The 18,118-nt window shown below is 68.5% G+C and carries 22 protein-coding genes and 1 tRNA gene; 11 read left to right on the top strand and 12 right to left on the bottom strand.

Annotated features, from left to right (window positions below; translation table 11 throughout):
* Positions 1-7: 7 nt before the first annotated feature.
* Positions 8-658 (bottom strand): biliverdin-producing heme oxygenase, encoded by a 651-nt coding sequence (locus ABD206_RS10325; protein WP_344072215.1) that lies wholly within the window; start codon positions 656-658, stop codon positions 8-10.
* 143 nt (positions 659-801) lie between these two features.
* Positions 802-1,113: a DUF2470 domain-containing protein gene (locus tag ABD206_RS10320; RefSeq protein ID WP_344072212.1), complete on the bottom strand. Its 312-nt coding sequence runs from the start codon at positions 1,111-1,113 to the stop codon at positions 802-804.
* Between the two features lie 77 nt (positions 1,114-1,190).
* Between ABD206_RS10320 and ABD206_RS10315 the strand changes: the two genes are divergently transcribed.
* Together ABD206_RS10315 and ABD206_RS10310 are read left to right on the top strand one after the other, a co-directional pair.
* Positions 1,191-2,486, top strand: coding sequence for a serine hydrolase domain-containing protein (locus ABD206_RS10315; protein ID WP_344072210.1), 1,296 nt, complete (start codon positions 1,191-1,193; stop codon positions 2,484-2,486).
* Positions 2,483-3,385 carry an EamA family transporter gene (locus tag ABD206_RS10310; RefSeq protein ID WP_344072208.1) on the top strand — a complete coding sequence of 301 codons (903 nt, stop codon included), beginning with the start codon at positions 2,483-2,485 and terminating at the stop codon, positions 3,383-3,385. Before ABD206_RS10315 ends, ABD206_RS10310 begins: the two co-directional genes overlap by 4 nt.
* A gap of 4 nt (positions 3,386-3,389) precedes the next feature.
* On the opposite strand, the gene ABD206_RS10305 is transcribed toward ABD206_RS10310, so the two are convergent.
* The gene (locus ABD206_RS10305) at positions 3,390-4,349 is read right to left on the bottom strand and encodes a nucleoside hydrolase (protein ID WP_344072206.1); all 960 of its coding nucleotides are present in this window, start codon (positions 4,347-4,349) and stop codon (positions 3,390-3,392) included.
* Positions 4,350-4,462: 113 nt separating this feature from the next.
* Between ABD206_RS10305 and ABD206_RS10300 the strand changes: the two genes are divergently transcribed.
* Positions 4,463-5,299 (top strand): ribokinase, encoded by an 837-nt coding sequence (locus ABD206_RS10300; protein WP_344072203.1) that lies wholly within the window; start codon positions 4,463-4,465, stop codon positions 5,297-5,299.
* 3 nt (positions 5,300-5,302) lie between these two features.
* Here the strand turns inward: ABD206_RS10300 and ABD206_RS10295 are convergent, their stop codons facing one another.
* The 3 genes from ABD206_RS10295 to ABD206_RS10285 are packed head-to-tail and all read right to left on the bottom strand — an operon-like array spanning position 5,303 to position 7,672.
* Complete coding sequence (locus tag ABD206_RS10295; RefSeq protein ID WP_344072198.1) at positions 5,303-6,091, bottom strand: ABC-2 transporter permease; 789 nt, start codon at positions 6,089-6,091, stop codon at positions 5,303-5,305.
* Between the two features lie 10 nt (positions 6,092-6,101).
* Positions 6,102-7,028, bottom strand: a complete 927-nt coding sequence (locus tag ABD206_RS10290) for an ABC transporter ATP-binding protein (protein ID WP_344072195.1) — start codon at positions 7,026-7,028, stop codon at positions 6,102-6,104.
* Positions 7,025-7,672 (bottom strand): TetR/AcrR family transcriptional regulator, encoded by a 648-nt coding sequence (locus ABD206_RS10285; RefSeq protein ID WP_344072193.1) that lies wholly within the window; start codon positions 7,670-7,672, stop codon positions 7,025-7,027. The genes ABD206_RS10290 and ABD206_RS10285 overlap by 4 nt, the downstream gene beginning before the upstream one ends.
* A 111-nt stretch (positions 7,673-7,783) precedes the next feature.
* Here ABD206_RS10285 and ABD206_RS10280 point away from each other — a divergent pair, with 111 nt between their 5' ends.
* From ABD206_RS10280 to ABD206_RS10270, 3 genes are read left to right on the top strand one after another with little or no spacing between them, the layout of a single operon-like run.
* On the top strand, positions 7,784-8,338 hold the full coding sequence (locus ABD206_RS10280) for a TetR/AcrR family transcriptional regulator (RefSeq protein ID WP_344072190.1): 555 nt from the start codon (positions 7,784-7,786) through the stop codon (positions 8,336-8,338).
* Positions 8,335-9,051: an ABC transporter ATP-binding protein gene (locus ABD206_RS10275; protein WP_344072188.1), complete on the top strand. Its 717-nt coding sequence runs from the start codon at positions 8,335-8,337 to the stop codon at positions 9,049-9,051. Before ABD206_RS10280 ends, ABD206_RS10275 begins: the two co-directional genes overlap by 4 nt.
* Positions 9,048-9,794, top strand: coding sequence for an ABC transporter permease (locus ABD206_RS10270; RefSeq protein WP_344072186.1), 747 nt, complete (start codon positions 9,048-9,050; stop codon positions 9,792-9,794). Before ABD206_RS10275 ends, ABD206_RS10270 begins: the two co-directional genes overlap by 4 nt.
* Before the next feature lie 32 nt (positions 9,795-9,826).
* Here the strand turns inward: ABD206_RS10270 and ABD206_RS10265 are convergent.
* Positions 9,827-9,900, bottom strand: a tRNA-Gly gene (locus ABD206_RS10265).
* 59 nt (positions 9,901-9,959) lie between these two features.
* On the opposite strand from ABD206_RS10265, the gene dcd reads away from it, so the two are divergent.
* Positions 9,960-10,565 (top strand): dCTP deaminase, encoded by a 606-nt coding sequence (gene dcd, locus ABD206_RS10260; protein WP_344072184.1) that lies wholly within the window; start codon positions 9,960-9,962, stop codon positions 10,563-10,565.
* 3 nt (positions 10,566-10,568) lie between these two features.
* Here dcd and ABD206_RS10255 read toward each other — a convergent pair whose 3' ends face one another.
* Together ABD206_RS10255 and ABD206_RS10250 are read right to left on the bottom strand one after the other, a co-directional pair.
* Positions 10,569-11,390 carry a fumarylacetoacetate hydrolase family protein gene (locus ABD206_RS10255; RefSeq protein ID WP_344072181.1) on the bottom strand — a complete coding sequence of 274 codons (822 nt, stop codon included), beginning with the start codon at positions 11,388-11,390 and terminating at the stop codon, positions 10,569-10,571.
* Positions 11,391-11,403: 13 nt separating this feature from the next.
* A complete protein-coding gene (locus ABD206_RS10250) occupies positions 11,404-11,847 on the bottom strand; it encodes a cupin domain-containing protein (RefSeq protein ID WP_344072179.1) in 444 nt (147 codons plus the stop codon).
* A gap of 130 nt (positions 11,848-11,977) precedes the next feature.
* Here ABD206_RS10250 and ABD206_RS10245 point away from each other — a divergent pair, with 130 nt between their 5' ends.
* The gene (locus tag ABD206_RS10245; protein ID WP_344072177.1) at positions 11,978-12,745 is read left to right on the top strand and encodes an IclR family transcriptional regulator; all 768 of its coding nucleotides are present in this window, start codon (positions 11,978-11,980) and stop codon (positions 12,743-12,745) included.
* 110 nt (positions 12,746-12,855) lie between these two features.
* Here the strand turns inward: ABD206_RS10245 and ABD206_RS10240 are convergent, their stop codons facing one another.
* Positions 12,856-13,191 (bottom strand): hypothetical protein, encoded by a 336-nt coding sequence (locus ABD206_RS10240; RefSeq protein WP_344072174.1) that lies wholly within the window; start codon positions 13,189-13,191, stop codon positions 12,856-12,858.
* 134 nt (positions 13,192-13,325) lie between these two features.
* Here ABD206_RS10240 and ABD206_RS10235 point away from each other — a divergent pair, with 134 nt between their 5' ends.
* Positions 13,326-13,868, top strand: a complete 543-nt coding sequence (locus ABD206_RS10235; protein ID WP_344072172.1) for a MarR family winged helix-turn-helix transcriptional regulator — start codon at positions 13,326-13,328, stop codon at positions 13,866-13,868.
* Here ABD206_RS10235 and ABD206_RS10230 read toward each other — a convergent pair.
* On the bottom strand, positions 13,865-15,298 hold the full coding sequence (locus ABD206_RS10230) for an MFS transporter (RefSeq protein ID WP_344072169.1): 1,434 nt from the start codon (positions 15,296-15,298) through the stop codon (positions 13,865-13,867). The genes ABD206_RS10235 and ABD206_RS10230 overlap by 4 nt on opposite strands.
* A gap of 61 nt (positions 15,299-15,359) precedes the next feature.
* Here ABD206_RS10230 and ABD206_RS10225 point away from each other — a divergent pair, with 61 nt between their 5' ends.
* Positions 15,360-15,848, top strand: coding sequence for a cation:proton antiporter regulatory subunit (locus tag ABD206_RS10225; protein ID WP_344072167.1), 489 nt, complete (start codon positions 15,360-15,362; stop codon positions 15,846-15,848).
* 3 nt (positions 15,849-15,851) lie between these two features.
* Positions 15,852-17,054: a cation:proton antiporter gene (locus ABD206_RS10220; protein WP_344072165.1), complete on the top strand. Its 1,203-nt coding sequence runs from the start codon at positions 15,852-15,854 to the stop codon at positions 17,052-17,054.
* A gap of 13 nt (positions 17,055-17,067) precedes the next feature.
* Here the strand turns inward: ABD206_RS10220 and ABD206_RS10215 are convergent, their stop codons facing one another.
* Positions 17,068-17,880 (bottom strand): response regulator transcription factor, encoded by an 813-nt coding sequence (locus ABD206_RS10215; protein ID WP_344072163.1) that lies wholly within the window; start codon positions 17,878-17,880, stop codon positions 17,068-17,070.
* Positions 17,881-18,118 lie beyond the last annotated feature (238 nt).

The following is an 18,118-nucleotide window of genomic DNA, read 5'->3' as shown; positions in this document are numbered from 1 at the left end:
GCGTGACTCAGGCCGCGGCGGCCTTGGCTGCGGCGAGATCGACGAACACGTCGGTGTTGAACTGGTACGCGCGCAGCACCTCGTCGATGACGCGCTCCTGCTCGGCCGCGTCCCACGGCGCGGCATCCAGCTGCTCGCGGTAGACGTCCTTGAACGCCGCCGGGTCGGCGATCTCGTCGAAGATGTAGAACCCGATGCCGTTGGTGCCGAACCCGAACCGGCGCGACATGATCTTGCCGATGAACTGTCCGCCCGACAGATCGCCCAGGTAGCGGGTGTAGTGGTGGGCGACGAATCCGCCCGGCCATGACGTGCCGACCTCATCGATGCGGTCGATGTAGCGCTGCGTCGCCGGGAGTGCGGTGATCTGCTCGCGCCAGTCCGGTCCGATGAGGAACTCGAGGTCGGCCTCGATCGCGGGCAGCCGCGTGAGCTTCTCTGTCACGAAGGGGGCGGCGATCGGGTTGTCGCGCATGACCTCGGCGGCGCGCTCGATCGCGTCGTACATGAACCAGTGCTGGGCCACGAGTGCGACGTAGTCCTCGCGCGTGCCCTCCCCCTTCATGAGGTCGGACATGAACCCGGAGTGCTCGCTGCCCGCGTGGGCCTTCTGGGAGCGCTCGCGCAGGAGTGTCGAGAAGGGGATGAGTTCGCTCATACTGCCCAGCATACCTTCAGGTAAGCGGAACCTAACAAGTCCTAGCGCCGTAAATATCCGCCGAAACCAGCTCCTGCGCGCGAAACCAGTGGCTACGTGCGTGCGGAACCACTGGTTTCGTGCGGGACGACTGTTTTCGCTGGTCAGGCATGGGGGCGAGGAGGGATGCCGAGGCGACGGCACGACTCGTCGTACAGGGCGACGATCTCGCGGCGGATCTCGGGGCGCTCGGTGATGGGCCCGCCCGGCCAGGGGACGCGCACCTCGGTCGAGGTGCCGTCTGCGAGGTCGACCTCCCACAGGCCGCCGTCGCCGTCGAAGTCTGTCATCCGCGACGCCGCGACCTCCCCGCCGGCGCCGAAGGCCCGGGCGATGAGGAGGTTGTCGTCGCGGTGATCGTCATTCATGTGTCCGAGCACACCCGCTCGGATGGCGTCGTCGAATCGCAGGGTCATGGTGACAGGCTACGTGCCGTGACCTCGGTGTGATCTTCGTGTGTTTGAATGCAACGGCACAACATCGGGGGTTCGGTATGGCAAGGGCGGTCCGCCGGGCTCGGCACGTCGTGGGGGCGACGGTCGGGATCCTCACCGCGACACTCGCGCTCTCGGCGTGCGCGGGGGCGGATGCGGTTGAGATCGATCTCCCTGCGCAGGTGGAGGCGGCGTTCCCGGCCGACACACAGACCCAGCTCGAGGCCGCCGTCACCGAGGCGATGGCGGCGACGGGCTCTTCCGGGGCGATCGTCGGCGTGTGGGCGCCCTGGAGCGGCGAGTGGATCGCGGGCGTCGGGACTCAGACGGCCACGGGCAGCGAACCGGTCGACGCCGACATGGAGTTCCGCGCGGCGCGCATCACCCGCGCGATGACCTGCGATGTGCTCTACGCGCTCGCAGACGAAGGCGTCGTCAGCCTCGATGATGTGGTCTCGGAGTCAGCACCGGGGGCCGCAGGACTCACGGACATGACCCTCGGCCAGCTCTGCGACAGCACCTCCGGCCTTGGCACCTATGCCGATGTCCTCTGGCCGAAATGGGTCGCCACCCCCGACCGCATCTGGGCGCCCCTTGAGCTGGCTGCCTTTGGAGTCGGCGAGGAGCGCGACACGGTCCCCGGTTCGGGGTTCGTCAATTCGGATGCCGGCTACATCCTGCTCGGGACCGCACTGGAGGCGGCGACCAATCGACCGCTGAGCGATCTCATCGCGAGCTACGTGACCGAGCCGCTCGGTCTGGAATCGACCTGGTTGCCGGGCGATGAGCCGGCGACGCCCGCCGGGGACTCGGAAGCCCTCTCGCTCGTCGGGGGACAGTCGCTTCGCGGCGAGGACGGTCAGTTGCAGTGCACCGAGCCGCGCGATCTCACCGAAGCCTCAGCCAGCATGGGATGGGCCGACAGCGGTGTCGTCTCGACCATTTCTGACCTCGGCCGCTACGTGCAGGCGCTCGCCACGGGGGCTCTCCTCGGCGAGGGGCAGACCCGGTTCGCCAATCCTTTCCCGGTGAGTTCCAGCAGCCCGTCGTGGTACACCTACACCGGCGGGGCGTTCCAGGCGGGTTCGCTCATCGGCCAGCACGGGGCGCTGCCCGGATACATGACCGCCGCGTACGCCGACCCCGAGACGGGGCTCACCGTCGCGGTCGTGCTCAACAACACCGCGGCCAGCAGCCTGGTGGTGCGAGACCTGGCGTGGGAGCTCGCGGCAATCGCCTCGAAGGCGCCTGCGGCCTCCGGTGAGACGGCGCCTGCGGCTGGTCTTCCGTGGACGGCGGAGCAGCAGCAGGAGGCGGTGTTGCAGCGGGCGGTGTGTCCGCTCCCCGCTCCGTGACCCGCGGCGCATCTCCGACAGTCGCGTCGGGCCTGGTCGTCGTCGGTCTCATCTGTCAAGAGGTGGGCGCATCGATTTCGGTGCTGCTGTTTCCTCAGGTGGGTCCGCTCGGGATCGTCTTCCTGCGTCTGGCCTTTTCTGCCATGGTCCTGCTGCTGATCGCGCGCCCCACGCTGCGTGGGCACAGCTGGCCCGCCTGGCGCGGCGTCCTCGTCTTCGGGCTCGTGCTCGCGCTCATGAACGCACTCTTCTATCTGGCGCTCGAGCGCCTGCCGCTCGGAGTCACCGTGACGATCGAGGTGCTCGGACCCCTTGTCCTCTCGGTGGTGGCAGCGCGCCGCGGTGTCGCGTGGCTGTGGGCGCTGCTCGCGCTCGTCGGTGTCGTCGCGCTGGCGGGCGGCGGCTGGGAGCGCCTGGATCCGGTCGGAGTGGCCTTCGCGCTCGGGGCCGCCGCCAGCTGGGCGCTCTATATTCTCTCGTCGGCACGTGTCGGCTCAGACTTCCCGCGGCTCGACGGTCTCGCCCTCGCGATGACGGTCGGCGCGCTCGCGGCAGCGCCGCTGGGAACCTTCGCGGCGGGATCGGCGCTGCTGCGGCTCGACCTGTTGGCGCTGGGTGCGAGTGTGGCCGTGCTGTCGTCGACGATCCCGTACGCGCTGGAGCTGTTCGCATTGCGGCGAGTCGCGGCATCCGCCTTCGCCATCCTGATGAGCCTCGCGCCCGCCACGGCGGCGATCGCCGGGCTCGTGCTGTTGGGTCAGCAGCTCAGCTGGCTCGAGGTGCTGGGCATCGCGCTGGTGATCGCCGCCAGCATCGGGGCGGTGCGCACGGCGCCGGCGCGCCCGCGAAAGGGTGCGGCGGGCGAGCCCGAGCCGCCGACGGCCGCACCCATCGCGTGAGCGCTCAGGCGCCGCGCAGCAGCGTGGCCATGAGATCCTCCGCCAGGGACTCCTCGCCGTCGAAGAGAACGAGCGTGCGCACTCCCGCGTGATCTCGCGGGCCGCGGCGCTGACCGCGCATGTCGACGACGGTCTGTCCGCGCCCCGGGCCCTGCGTGGTGTCGATTTCGACGGGGACGCGCAGGGGGCGCCCGATTCCCGCAGCACCGGCCACGGCCATCGCCGCGAGGGGGTCGTGCAGCGGGCTCAGCCGTTCGCCGAACTCCTCGACGTAGAAGTCGAGGTAGTGGTCGAGGATCTCGCCCACGGCTCGCACGAACGGGTCGTTCGAGGCGAGCAGGCGTTCGCGGTCGCCGTCATGCAGCGTGTGCTGCATGGTGATGTCCAGCGGTACGAGAACGGTGTCCCAGTCCGCGCGCAGCATCACATCCGCCGCCTCCGGGTCGTTGTAGATGTTCGCTTCGGCCACCGGGGTGATGTTCCCCTGTGCGAGCGCGGCGCCGCCCATGGCCGTCACCCCGGCGATGCGGGAGGGAAGCGAGGGGTCGCGCTCGAGCGCGTGCGCGATGTTGGTGACCGGGCCGATCGTCAACACTTGAAGCATTCCCGCATGGGCATGAGATAGGTCGATGAGCAGCTGGACCGCGTCGCGGGCGTCGGGCTCCGCCGCCGCACGCGGCAGTTCGACACCGCCGATGCCGTTCTCGCCGTGCACGTGCTTGGCGCCGCCGCCGTAGGGGTGCGTCACGTGATCGTGCGCGCCGATCGCCACCGGAATGTCAGGGTGACCCGCCAACTCGAGCAGATCGAGGGTGTTGCGCGCGGCCTGCGCGGAGTCGATGTTGCCACTGACGGTGCCGATCCCGACCAGGTCGACGGCATCCGAGCGCAGGAGATAGGCGAGTGCGACGGCGTCGTCGACGCCGGTGTCGCAGTCGAGGTAGACGGGAATGCGGGTGGACATGTCGCTCCAGAAGGTTGCAGGTGGGCGGTCGGGACGGCACTGTCCGGTGCGAAAGCACTCCTTTGGTTATACCCCGTGCCGCGCCGCAGTCGTCGCGTGATGGAATGGTCGCCATGGCACACAGCGCACTCGGGCCCCTCTGCGTGGTCGGCAGCATCAACGTCGACATCAGCGCCACAGTGGCGTCTCTGCCCGTCCCCGGCGAGACCGTCCGCGGCTCTGCGCTTCGCCGCGATGCGGGAGGAAAGGGCGCGAACCAGGCGGTCGCCGCCGCGCGCCTGGGCGCTCAGGTGCGCATGGTGAGTGCCGTGGGCCGTGACGCTGACGGCGAGGCCATGGTCGAGAACCTGCGCGCTGCCGGCGTGGATGTCGCCGCTGTCGCTCCGGTGGATGCGCCGACCGGGACCGCGTTGATCACGATCGACGCCGCCGGCGAGAACTCCATCGTCGTGTGCGCCGGTGCCAACGACAAGGTCACCGGTCGCGTCGACTACGCGGCGAACGAGGTTGTTCTGGCACAGCTGGAGATTCCGGACGCCGCCATCGAGCAGCTGGCTGCGCACGTCGCCGGCTACTTCGTCCTGAACGCGGCGCCCGCCCGCCCGGTGTCGGACGCGGTGCTGCAGCGTGCGGACCTCATCATCGTCAATGACTCGGAGTACGCTGCGCTGCCGTCGCTGGCGCGGGCACGACTGGTCGTGATCACCCACGGCGCGCGCGGCGCGTCCCTCCTGCGAGACGGGGTGGAGGTCGCCTCGGCGCCGTCCCCGCAGGTCGACGCCGTCAGCGCTGTGGGGGCCGGGGATGCCTTCAGCGCCGCGATCACCCTGGCTTTGCACGCCGGTTGGCCGGACGAGGATGCCCTGCGTGTCGCGTGCGCGGTCGGGGCGGATGCCGTCACGCACGAGGGCGCACAGCCTCCGCTGCGCGCCCTCACCGACTACCGCTGACGATCAGCCGGTCACGTCCCGGCTTCGGAGCGCGAGCGCGGCAGCGGCCAGCAGCGCAAGGGACACGCCCCACACGGCGGCGATACCCCAGGTCAGTCCGTTCTCCAGCGGCGCGCCGCTGTAGGCCCAGGCGTACGGGGAGAGTCGCTCGACCCAGGTGAGCTCCTCCGACTGGTTCGCGACCGCCTGCACCGCGTAGCCGTAGACGGCCACACCTGCGCCGGCTGCCACCCCGGCGACGCGCCGACCCGTGAGGGCGCCGGCGAGCAGCCCCGCCGACGCACAGAGCGCGCCGAGCCCGCACAGGGCCACCGTCGCAGCCGCGATGTGCGCGGCATCCAGCTCCAGCTCGGACGGCGCATTGAGCGCACCGATCGTCAAGCCGACGACGAGTCCCAGAAAGAGCAGCCGGATGCCGATCGCGAGCGCCGACTGGAGGGTGTAGGAGACGCGGCCGATGCCGTGGGCCAGGTCGAGCTCGAGGCGCCCACTCTCTTCGGCGCCGCCGATCACCGCGGCGCCCCACGCCGTGGTGGCGATCACGACCAGGGCGAATCCGATCAGACCGAAGAAGGTGGCTTGCGCGTATCCCGCGCCCGTGCCGATCTGGTCATAGCCGAGGGTATCGATCAGCTCCGGCGGGAGGCTGGCCATGATGTCTTGGAGCGAGCCGTTCGTGCCGAAGCTCGGGTACAACGGCAGATAGAGCGAGAGCGCGGCGACGAGGCCGACCGCCCAGGCGAGTGTGCCGCGCCAGCCGTCGCGGAGACCACGCAGTGTCACGGGGAGCATGCGTCGCATCTCAGTCCACCTCCTTCGCGGTCGTACCGTAGAGCCGCAGCACCGACTCCTCGAGATCGGGCTCCTCGATCACGAGCTCGGCGACGTGGAAACGCGCGAGGGTCTTCACGAGCCCGTCGATGTCGCCCTCGATGTCGACGTGTGCCACGACGCGGCCGTCGCGTGCATCGACCTGCGGCGGGGATGCCGGAGCGAGTGGAGCAAGCGCCACACGAACCTCGTCCGCGTTGGTTCCGGCCAGCACCGCCCGCACGCGTCTCAGGGCGCTCAGACGCAGCGCATCGACCGGGCCGGATGCCACGATCGAACCGGCGCTGAGCACCGCGACCTTGTCGGCGGCCTGCTGGATCTCGCTCAGGACGTGTGAGCTGAGCAGAACGGTCTGACCGTTCGCACGAGCTTCCCGCACGAGGCCGAGGAACTCGCGTTGCATGAGGGGGTCGAGTCCGCTCGTCGGCTCGTCGAGCACCAGCAGCGGTGGATCGTGCATGAAGGCCTGGATGAGGCCGAGCTTCTGTTTGTTCCCCTTGGAGAGCGTCCTGACGGGGCGGGACAGATCGCAGCCGAGCCGGTCAGCGAGGCCCGAGATGCGACCGGGTGCGACCGGACCGGAGACGCGCGCGTAGAACTCGAGCAGGCGCGCGCCGGTCACGCGTCCCTCCATCCGCAGCTCGCCGGGGACGTACCCGATGCGTCGGCGGAGGGCCGCTCCGCCCACGCGGGGATCTTCGCCGAGGACGCGCGCCGAGCCGCCGCTGGGACGGATGATGTCCAACAGCATGCGGAGGGTCGTGGTCTTTCCGGCGCCGTTGGGCCCGATGAGGCCGAACACCGTGCCGGGCTCGACCGCCAGGGAGATCGAGTCGACGGCGACGTTGCGCCCGTAGCGCTTGTGCAGATTGGTGAGTTCGAGGGCCGGGCTGTTCATTGCCCGCTCCTTTCGGGGGACGAGGTGTCGAGGGCTTCGCGCGCGGCATCCAGGAGTCGGTCGTCGGCGTAGAGCCCGTGGGTGTAGAGCTCGAGCAGGGGCAGGGTGAGGCGGCGCAGCAGCGTCTCGGTGAACCCGTCTTCACCGAGGGCGCGCGCCAGCTGGTGGCGCAGCAGCAGTGGGGCGAGGCCGTACATCGTCACGACGGCAACAGTGACCTCGGCATCCGACTGCGGCGCGAGCATCCCGGCCGCACTCTGCTGGTCGAGGACGGCTCGCGTCGCGGCGAGCAGCTGGTCGAAGAGCGCGTCCGCTGCCGGGCCGCCCGAGGTGAGCATCCGCGCCATGTAGTCCATGAGGGGCAGGTAGCGCTCGCGGTCGGCGAGGGCGGCGCGCATCATCCCCGATGCGCCGGCGCCCGCGGTCTGTGATTTGTCCGTCACGAGCACCTGGATGACGTGCGCATCGCACGCCGCGCGTAGACCGTCCTTCGAACCGAAGTGGTGGACGATGAGCGCCGCGCTCACGCCCGCGCGCCTCGCGATGTCGCGCAGGCTCGCGCCATCGAATCCCGCCTCGGCGAACGTCGAGATCGCGACGTCGCGGATGCGATCCGGAGTGGGGGCATCGTGTGCTGAACGCATGTTCACCATGCTAAACACTTGTTCAGTCCGTCGCAAGGGGTCCGCCACGGACTCGGCGGAAGGCGGGATGACCCTCTTGCCCAACAGAATGTTAGTTACTAACATTCCACCATGACAAAGCGTGAGAGGACCCGTCGCGCAATCCGTGCGTCCGCACTCGAGCTGTTCCGCGCGCGTGGGTTCGACGACGTCACGGTGGCCGATGTCGCGCGCCGCGCCGGGGTGACAGAGATGACGGTCTACCGGCACTTCGCGACAAAGGCCGCCCTGGTCATCGACGATCCGTACGACCCGCTCATCGCCGACGCCGTCGCGGCTCGGCCTGCCGAAGAGCCGGCGATTGTCGCGGTGGCACGTGGCGTGAAGGACGCGTGGCGAGCGGTGCCGGAACCCGATGCTTCCGCAGTCCGCGAGACGCTGCAGCTCGTCGCCTCCCATCCGGCGCTTCGGTCGTCTCTCGACACGGGAACACGGGCCACCGAGGCCGCGATCATCGCCGCACTCGCCGCCCGTGGGGTCGTCGCCAGCGCAGCCGCGGTCGTCGCTGCCGCCGTCGTCGCGGGGCTCAACGCCGCGCTGCTCGCATGGGCGGTCGAACCTGTGGAACGTCCGCTCGACGATGCGATCGTCGGTGCACTGGGTGCGCTCATCGGCGGTGAGGCATGAGTGTGATGGAGCTGCGACGAGCGACGCGCCGGTTCCGCACCGGCGCCGGTGTCGCCGATCTTTCACTCGTGGTCGACGCGGGACAGATCGTCGCGTTGGTCGGGCTGAACGGTGCCGGTAAGACCACCCTGCAGCGGATGCTGTTGGGGATGCTCCGCCCCGACGCGGGCGACGTGCTGTGGGATGGCATACCTCGGGCGCGCACCACCACGGCATCCTGGCGCACCGTCGGCCACGTCATCGAGACACCGCTGGCCTACGGAGAGCTCACGGTCACACAGAACCTGCGATTGGCGGCGCGGTTGCGCGGTGCACCGGTCGAGGTGGTCGAGACGGCGTTGGAGCGATTCCGGCTTCGTCCGCTCGCCGGGAGGCGAGTGCGTCAGCTCTCGCTCGGAAATCGGCAGCGCGTGGGGCTCGCAGCCGCGCTGATGCATGCGCCCAACCACGTCATTCTCGATGAACCAACCAACGCGCTCGATCCGGCCGGCGTTCTCCTCTTGCGGGACGTGCTTCTCGAGCGCCGCGCCGCCGGCGCGGCGATCCTCGTGAGCAGTCATCACCTGGACGAGGTCGCGCGGATCGCCGACCGTGTGGTCCTCATGAACGCGGGGCGTCTCATCGGGGAGCTCGATCCGCAGGTCACCGACATCGAGCACGTGTTCTTCGAGCGGATACGTCTCGACGACGAAGCGCGCGAGGAGCCGGCATGAATGCGGCGGTGTGGGCCGAGGCGATGAAGCTGCGCCGATCGACCGTCGGGCTGGTCGCATCCGCCGCGATCGTGGGCGGCATCCTTGCGATCTGCGGCGGGATGCTGGTGGCCGCAGGATCCGGGAGTGATGTCGTCGCCGCGAAACTCGGGCCCTACGCCGACGCCTCGTGGTGGGGACTTCTCGGCACCTGCGCGCAGGTGACAGGTGCTGCGGCATTCGTTGGATTCGGGGTCGTTCTGTCATGGATGTTCGGCCGAGAATTCGCCGAAGGCACCATCACCGGGCTGTTCGGACTGCCCGTCACGCTGACCCACACCGCGATGGCGAAGGTGACCGTCTACCTTGCGTGGGCCGGACTCGTGGCGGTCGCGCTGACGGCGGGCGAGGTGGTGCTCGGACTCGCGCTCGGTCTCGGTGCTCCCGATGAGGCGGCGTGGTTGGGCGTCGCGCGCCAATTCGCGCTGGTGCTGCTCACTGCGGTCATCGCGCTTCCGGTCGCGTGGGTGACCACGCTGACACGTTCGTTGCTGGCCGGTGTCGGCACGGTCATCGGACTGGTCGCGGTTGCCCAGATCGTCGTCATCGGCGGTGCGGGCGGGTGGGTTCCCCTGGCCGCGCCCACGCTGTGGGCGCTCGAGATGGATGTCACTCCGGCGCAGCTGCTGCTGTCGGTTGTGTGGGGCGCGCTCGGGATCCTCGCGACGCTGATCGCCTGGAAGCGGCTGCAGCTCGATCGCTGAGCGGACGGTGGCCACCCGCACGCGGAGGTATGTGGAGGGGCTGACGGGAATCGAACCCGCGCTGTCTGCTTGGGAAGCAGAAGTTCTGCCATTGAACTACAGCCCCATGCGCTCGGAAGCGCCCCCACAGCATAGCAAGCGGTGGCTGAGCACTAGGCTGATCGCGTGTTGCTCTCGGACCGCGATATCCGCCAGGAAGTCTCCCAGGGACGGGTCGGACTCGAACCGTGGGACCCCGCGATGGTGCAGCCCTCGAGCGTCGATGTGCGCCTCGACCGGTACTTCCGATTGTTCGACAACCACAAGTACCCCTTCATCGATCCCGCCGAAGACCAGCCCGAGCTCACCCGGATGATCGAGGTCGACCCGACCGAGCCGTTCATCCTGCATCCGGGGGAGTTCGCGCTCGGCTCGACCTACGAGCAGATCACCCTGCCCGACGACGTCGCCGCCCGCCTGGAAGGCAAGTCCTCGCTGGGGCGGCTCGGCCTGCTGACCCACTCGACCGCGGGCTTCATCGACCCGGGATTCTCGGGGCATGTGACCCTCGAGCTCTCGAACGTCGCGACCCTGCCGATCAAGCTCTGGCCCGGGATGAAGATCGGCCAGCTCTGCTTCTTCCGCCTGAGTTCGCCGGCAGAGAACCCGTACGGCTCGGGTCCGTACGGCAACCGCTACCAGGGGCAGCGCGGCCCGACGGCATCCCGGTCGTTCCAGAACTTCCACCGCACCGACGTCGGCGTCACCGACGCGGGAGCCACCGGCGCTTGAGGGTTACCGGTCGTCGGCGACGCACCGGTTGACGAGCTCGCCGATGCCTTCGATGCGGGTCACGACCGTGTCGCCGGGAACGAGCGCGATCGGCGGCGTGCGGCTGAACCCGACACCCGCGGGCGTCCCGGTGGCGATGACGTCTCCGGGTTCCAGGGTGAGGAACTGGGAAATGTAGCGGACGATGTCGATGGGGCTGAAGATCATGTTGGCGGTTGTGCCGGCCTGCATGACCTCGCCGTTGACGATGCACTCGACGGCGACGCCGCCGGTGACATCCACCCCATCGGCGCTCACCACCACCGGGCCCACCGGGGTCGAGTCATCGAAGTTCTTGCCCTGGAACCATTCGCTCGTGCGGTTCTGCCAGTCGCGCATGCTGATGTCGTTGACGACGGTGTAGCCGAGGATGGCGGCGGTGGCGGCATCCTCGTCGGCCTTGCGCACCGTGGTACCGATGACGATTCCGAGCTCAGCCTCCCAGTCGACCCGGTTCGTGATCGGCGGGATGCGGATGTCATCGGCAGCGCCGATGAGCGCGGTGGGCACCTTCGAGAACAGCGTGGGAACGGCCGGTGCTTCCTTGCCGACCTCTCTCGCGTGGTCGACGTAGTTCAGCCCGACGCAGATGAACTTCCGCGGCGACAGCACCGGAGGAAGCAGATCCACAATGGCCGGTGCGGGTCCGGTCTCGCCATCCAGGTGGGTCCACTTCCCGGATTCGAGGAGTTCCCGCACATCGGCAGCGCGGTGGTAGCGGGTCTCGTCGCCGACCTGGGTGAAGGCCGCGGACGAGAGTGCCGTGCGGACGGTACCGAGTTTCATGGATGCGCGGGGGTCAGTCGACGAACGGGATGTCGATGTCGGCGACGTCCTGGTTTCGGAGGTTCACGATGATGTTGTCGGGCGTGCGCGTGGTCATCCAGATGAGCTCTTCGGTGTGGCTGAGGTTGCCTTCGATGTGCGGCACGAACGGCGGCACGTAGACGAAGTCGCCCTCCTCGAAGGTGAGGATGTTCTCGTAGCGCTCGCCGAAGCGGATGAACGCGCGACCCTTGAAGACGTAGCCGCCGGTCTCGGCCTCGCCGTGGTGATGGGGGTCCGAGACCTCGCCGGGGCCGGTGTAGACCTTGCCGAACCAGAGGCCCTCGACCTCGGAGTTCTCCTTGCTGACGCCCGAGATGCGGCGCGCGAACGCGGTCTGCCCGGGCGCTGCCTCGAGGGTGTCCTTGCGAAGCACCTTCAGGGTCTTCAGAGCTGTCGTCGGAGTCGTGTCGGTCACGGGTCACCTCGTTGTGGGATGCGGTACGGATGTCACTGCGCGGCAAGCGCGTTCTTCAGTGTTCGATCCGTGAGGGAACACAGGGAGCTGTGTCGCATGCTTATGTCGCTGAGCGGCATAAAATGTGCGAATGGCTCCCGTCGTCGGCATCCCGCTCGCTCTCCGCGCCGTCGAGCTGCTGGGAGCCCGGGGTCGGATTGGCACGGGGGACCTGATGGCCGCGTGCGAGGTGAGTCGTTCTGCCGCCTTCCGGTGTCTGCGCGCCCTCGAGCGCGAGGGATACGCGCTGCTCTCGCCGACGGGACGGGGGTACGGCCCGGGCCCGGCGCTCCTGGCGCTGCAGGCGATCCCCGCGATCGATCCCGACGTGCGGGCCCGGCGTGGCCAGGCTCTTGCCGCGGTGCGCGACGTCGTCGGCGAGTCAGTGCACTCCACGATCCTCGTCGGCCTCGATGTGCTGGTCACCGACGGCCGACGATCCGTGCACGACGAAGACATGGGTTCTCGCATCGGCATGACGGCGGCCGCGCATGCCATGGCCGCCGGCAAGCTGCTCTTGGCCGCCTTGGATGCGCGACTTGTCGAGCGGATGCTGCCGCCGGACCCTCTCGCGCAGCGGACGCCGTTCACCGCGCATGATCGGGAAACGTTTCTGCGCGAGCTTGACGTCGTGCGCGAGGAGGGTGCCGCCTACACCTCGCACGAGTCCGAATTGGGGATCGAGTCGATCGCCGTGCCCCTGGATGGCCTGTCCCATCGCGACCGCGTCGCACTCGTGGTGTCGGTGCCGCGGAGCAGAGGTGGACAGCCGCGTCTGCGCGATCTCGGTGCACGCGCGCGGGCGGTGATCTCCGCTCGGCCCGAGGTCGAGCCCTGGAAGATGCCGCCCGCGCGGTGAGATGACGCCGCGCTCCGTGAGCGCACCGTGTCCCGGTTTTCGTCAGTCCATGTCCCACTTTCGACCCCACGGGGCGCCTCTATCGGCAGAGAGTGAGACATGGGGCGGGGTCAGGCGTCGGTGCGGTGAGCAGCGGTGAAGCCGGAGGCAAAGCCGGCTTCGAAGCCGCGCTCGTAGGCGCGCTGGGCGATCTCGCCGAGGCGGTGCTCGCCAGCATCCGGCACCCCGTTGCGACCGTGGTCGGGTCGGGCGCCGTGATGCATCCCGTGGCCGTGGCGACCCCGGTGGCCATCGCGACCCTTCCCGCGGCCGTGGCCCTTGCCGCCGCGGCGACCTTCGTGAGGTCCGCGGGCGCCGCGGCCATGGTCGACGCAACGGCAACCGCCGGTCGCCTCGGGGGTGTCGGTTGTGTTCGTGTCGTCAGTGGTGGTGTCTTCGGTGTTCATGATGGGTATTCCTTACGTGAATTGAGGTGTGAGGGCCGGGCGGAGAGGCCCGGCGATGTCCATGCAATACGGCATGTATATGTAGTGTGACATTGATCTGCTATGCATGTCAACTCGCATGTAAAATGATCGGCATGACCACCCAGCCCGGCACCGACCCCGTCGACCAGATCGCCGCAGCGCTCCTACGTCTGCGCGGGCGCGGGGGTCCGCGCCGGTCGATGCCGGAGGGCGCCGACCGCCGTGGACACGGATCCCATCACGGCCGCGACGAGCATCACCGCGGGATGGGTCCGATGGGACCCGGTGGCCCGCGCGGAGGGGCGCGGCTGGCGGGACCGGCGAAGATGCGCGTGCTCGACGTGCTGGCCTCCCGGCCCGAGCCGCTCACGGTCAGCGAGCTCGGCGAGGCCATCGGCGTGGATCAGCCGCGCGCTTCCCGGCTGGTGCAACAGGGGGTGGAACAGGGGCTGCTGCGACGCGAGGCCGACCCCGACGACGCGCGACGCACCCGCATTGCGCTGACCGACGAGGGGCTCGCGCTCGTGCAAGGATTCCGCGACCAGCGTCGGGAGGCGATCTCCACCGCGCTCACGTCGTTCACCGACTCCGAGCGCTCCGACCTCGCCCGCCTGCTCGGCAAGCTCGCCGACGCCTGGCCGTCCGGCCGGGATTAGGCCGTCGGCTGCTTCGGCGTGCGCACGAACAGCAACAGGATGAGCCCGACCAGCAGGACGAGCGCGATTCCGAGCACGCCGTAGATCGTCGCGCCGAAGATCGCGATCGACAGGGTCCACATCGCCGGCGAGAGGAAGCTCGCCACGCGACCGGTCGTCGCATAGAGGCCGAAGATCTCGCCCTGCATGCCGGTGGGGGTGACGCGGGCGAGCAGCGAGCGGCTCGAGGCCTGCGCGGGCCCGACGCACCCCGACAGGATGAGGCCACCGGCCCAGAAGATCGCCGACCCGGCGTCATGGAAGGCGAACACCACGACGGCGACCCCGACGAGGATGCTCAGCGTGGTGATGATCACCGAGCGGGCGCCGAATCTGTCATCGAAGCGACCCGCGAGAATGGTCGATGCGCCCGCGACGACGTTGGCGGCGATCGCGAACAGGATCACCTCCGTGCTCGTGAAGCCGAAGGCGACCGCGGCCAGCACGCCGCCGAAGGCGAAGACGCCGGCAAGACCATCGCGGTAGATCGCGCTGGCGAGCAGGAACCAGAACGTCGAACGGTGCTCCCGGTACAGCGCCACGATGTCTTTGAGGAGCACAACGTAACTGCGGAAGAACCCGACCGAGTCTCCCTGCGCCATCGATGCGGCGGGCTCCGGCACGTTGAGGAAGAGGGGGATCGAGAAGAGGATGGTCCACACGGCGCACCCCACGGCGATGAGGCGGTACGCCAGTCCGTCCGAGGTGTCCATCCCGAACCAGTCCGCGAAGGTGAGGACGACCACCAGGGTGAGTGCGACGATGCCGCCGATGTAGCCCATGCCCCAGCCGAACCCGCTGACTTTGCCGATCGTCTTGGGGGTCGAGACCTGTACGAGCATCGCGTTGTAGTTGACGCCCGCGATCTCTGAGACGACGGCGCCGACGGCCAGGATCGCCGCTCCGAACCAGAAGAACGCGGGGTCTGCCTGCACGAAGAAGAGGGCGAACTGCAGCAGCGCGAGCAGCACAGTGAACACGAACAGCCAGCGCTTCTTGCTGCCGCGGCGATCGGCCTGCTGGCCGAGCACCGGCGCGAGGGCCAGGATGAGGAAGCCGGCAATCGTGGTGACCAGGCCGTACCCGCTCGACAGGTCCGCCAATGCGGACTCTTTGGCCGGGTCGCTGGCAGGCAGCGCGGCGATGTCGGCGGGCAGGAACGAGTCCGAGACGAGGTAGAGCGCGGCGAAGACGAAGGTCAGGATGACGGAGTTGAACGGCTGCGTCGCCCAGTCCCAGAAGACCCACGACACGACCTGCTTGCGCGGGATGACTCGGTCCTCGGTCGAGTCCTGAAACAGTTCGGCCATCCCGACCAGGGCATCGGTGTCCAGCGTCGGCTCTGATGCTTCGGCGGAGATTCGGCGTGCGTTCGGGTCGCTGTCGCTCATTTCGCCCACGCTAGGGCCAGTTGGTGAACGGGTGGTAGCGGAAAGTGCCAAGATGGGTCGCATGCCCGTGCATGTGGAGCGCGCCGAACTTCCCGGAATCGGCATCCGCCATGACATCCTCACCGACAACGGTCGCCGTCTGTCGGTGATCAACTTCCGCGACGGCGGACGCGAGATCGCGATCTCCGATGAGGACGACCCCGATCGCTGTGGCGACACCCTCTCCCTCACCGACGATGAGGCGACGGCGCTGTCCGAGGTGCTGGGCGGGTCCGTGATCCTCACGCAGCTGGCCGGACTTCAGGAGCAGGTGGCGGGTCTGAACATGGAGAAGGTGCCTGTGCGCGCCGACTCCCCGTATGTCGGCCGACCGCTCGGCGACACGAAGGCCCGCACGCTCACGCGGTGCTCGATCGTCGCCATCGTGCGGGAGTCGGGGGTCGTCGCCGCCCCTGAGCCCGCAGACGTCCTGCTCAGCGGTGACACACTCGTCGTGGTGGGCACCCGCGAAGGCATCGAGAAGCTCGTCCGGATCCTGAACGGCGCCTGATCCATGGATCACGGCGCGCTGCTCTTTCTGGAGATCGGCGCGCTTCTTTTCGGAATCGCGCTGCTGGGTCGCCTGGCCGGCCGCATCGGGATCTCCCCGATCCCGCTGATCCTGCTCGGCGGCCTCGCTTTCGGGGAGGGCGGAATTCTGCCGATCTCCCAGGGTGAGGAGTTCATCGAGGTCGGTGCCGAGATCGGCGTCATCCTGCTGTTGGTGATGCTCGGGTTGGAGTACAACGCCGGGGAGCTCATGGGGAGCCTCAAACAGTCGCGGGTCGCCGGTGGCGTGGACATGCTCCTGAACGCGATCCCCGGAGCGATCGCCGGGTTCCTGCTGGGATGGGGTGTCACCGGCGCTCTCGTGCTGGCCGGAATCACCTGGATCTCGTCCTCCGGCGTGATCGCGAAGGTGTTGCAAGACCTGGGACGCCTCTCGAACCGCGAGACACCGACCGTGCTGTCGATCCTGGTGATAGAAGACCTCGCAATGGCCTTCTATCTGCCGATCCTGTCGGCGGTCCTCATCGGCATGGACCTGGGTGCCGGGATCATCAGCGTCGTGATCGCGCTCGCGGCCGTGCTGGTGATCCTCTATGTGGCGCTCCGACACGGCGTACTGGTCTCGAAGCTCGTCTGGTCGAAGCGCGCCGATGTGCTGTTGCTGTCGGTGCTCGGACTGACGCTCATCATCGCAGGTCTGGCGGCCGAGGCGAACGTGTCGGCCGCGGTCGGCGCGTTCCTTGTCGGCATCGCGATCTCGGGACCGGTCGCCGAGCACGCCACGCGCGTTCTCACGCCGCTTCGCGACCTGTTCTCTGCGGTCTTCTTCCTGTTCTTCGGCCTGTCGACCAACCCGGCTGACCTCGTGCCGGTGCTCGTGCCGGCGCTGCTGCTGGCGATCGCGACGATGGTGACGAAGGTTGCGACCGGGTATTTCGCAGCCCGCCGCGCCGGCATCGCCGAGCCCGGCCGTTGGCGCGCCGGCTTGGTGCTGACTCCGCGCGGCGAGTTCTCGATCGTGATCGCCGGGCTTGCGGTCTCGGCGGGTGCCGACAGGTCGCTGGCCGCCCTCGCGACGGCGTACGTGCTCATCACGATCGTCGCGGGACCGCTGTTGGCGCGCATCCCTGACTCGAAGCGGTTCGGCACCTGGGCCAAGGGCGTCGAGAAGAAGCGCCGGACGAAGCTGAAGGCCGCCCAGGCCTGAGGTCGACGTCCGATCAGCCGACAGCGCCCAGGAGCCCGAATCCCGTGTCGAACCGCGCCTGCTGGTGCGCCTCCTCGGGCGCGAGGCGGTAGCCGAGCCCGCGGACCGTCTCGATCCACAGCGGCGCGTGAGGGTCGTCATCGAGCTTGCGTCGCAGATTCATCACGTGGACTTCCACCGCGTGGCGATCGTGCGCGGTGACGTGGTCACCGGGGATGCCCGTCGCCTCGCGCACCAGCAGTGACAGTGCGGACTTGCTGAAGACACGATTGCGCGATTTCAGTAGCGCGTGCAGGATGGCGAACTCCGATCGGGTCAGATCGCAGTCACGACCCTCCACCTCGACCCGGCGCGATGCCGGGTGCAACCGCAGCGGGCCGTGCTCGAGCCACTCGGGGATCTCATCGGCAACCGTCCGGCGCAGCGCGTGTGAGCGGCGCAGCAGCGCCTCGATGCGCGCGCGCATGGCGTGCTGGCCGTAGGGGTGGGCGACATGATCGTCAGCGCCGCACCGGAAGCCTTCGACCACGGCGGACTCGGAGTCATCGGCTGAGATCATCATGATGAAGCAGTCCGAGACCCGACGGATGCGCCGCACGGTCTCGAATTCGTCGAGGCCCGAGAGCTGCGTTCCCACGATCACGAGATCGGGCTGAAAGCGGGTGACGGCGCTGACGGCGTCGAAACCCGTCGTCGCCGAGCGCACGGTGAATCCGCGCTGCGAGAGCGAGAGCGTGAGGCGCTCCGCGTGTTCGTGGTCGCCTTCCACGATGACCGCGGTCTGGGCGTGTTGATCGAAGAGCGGATGCTCGGCGATAGGTCGCATGACGTTGTGACTCCCCCGGTTCAGATCACTTCCGTGCGCATGTTGACAAGTTCCCCCGATGTGGAGTCTGCCAGGTTTTCCGTTGGCTGGGAGAACGCTGAGGGCTGTTTGCATGCAATCACGGCCTCGGTTCCCTCAGTTTTTCTTCAGGACGGTGAGGATCGGATCAGCTTTCCCGAATTCACTCTCGATACCCACAGGGGTTTCCCTAGGATCGTCCCCGTTGATCGGCCGTCGT

This window comes from Microbacterium sediminicola (assembly GCF_039531125.1).
Classification (GTDB): Bacteria; Actinomycetota; Actinomycetes; order Actinomycetales; family Microbacteriaceae; genus Microbacterium; species Microbacterium sediminicola.
The sequence above is the reverse complement of the archived record's forward strand: the minus strand, read 5'-3'. Positions and strand labels throughout refer to the sequence as shown.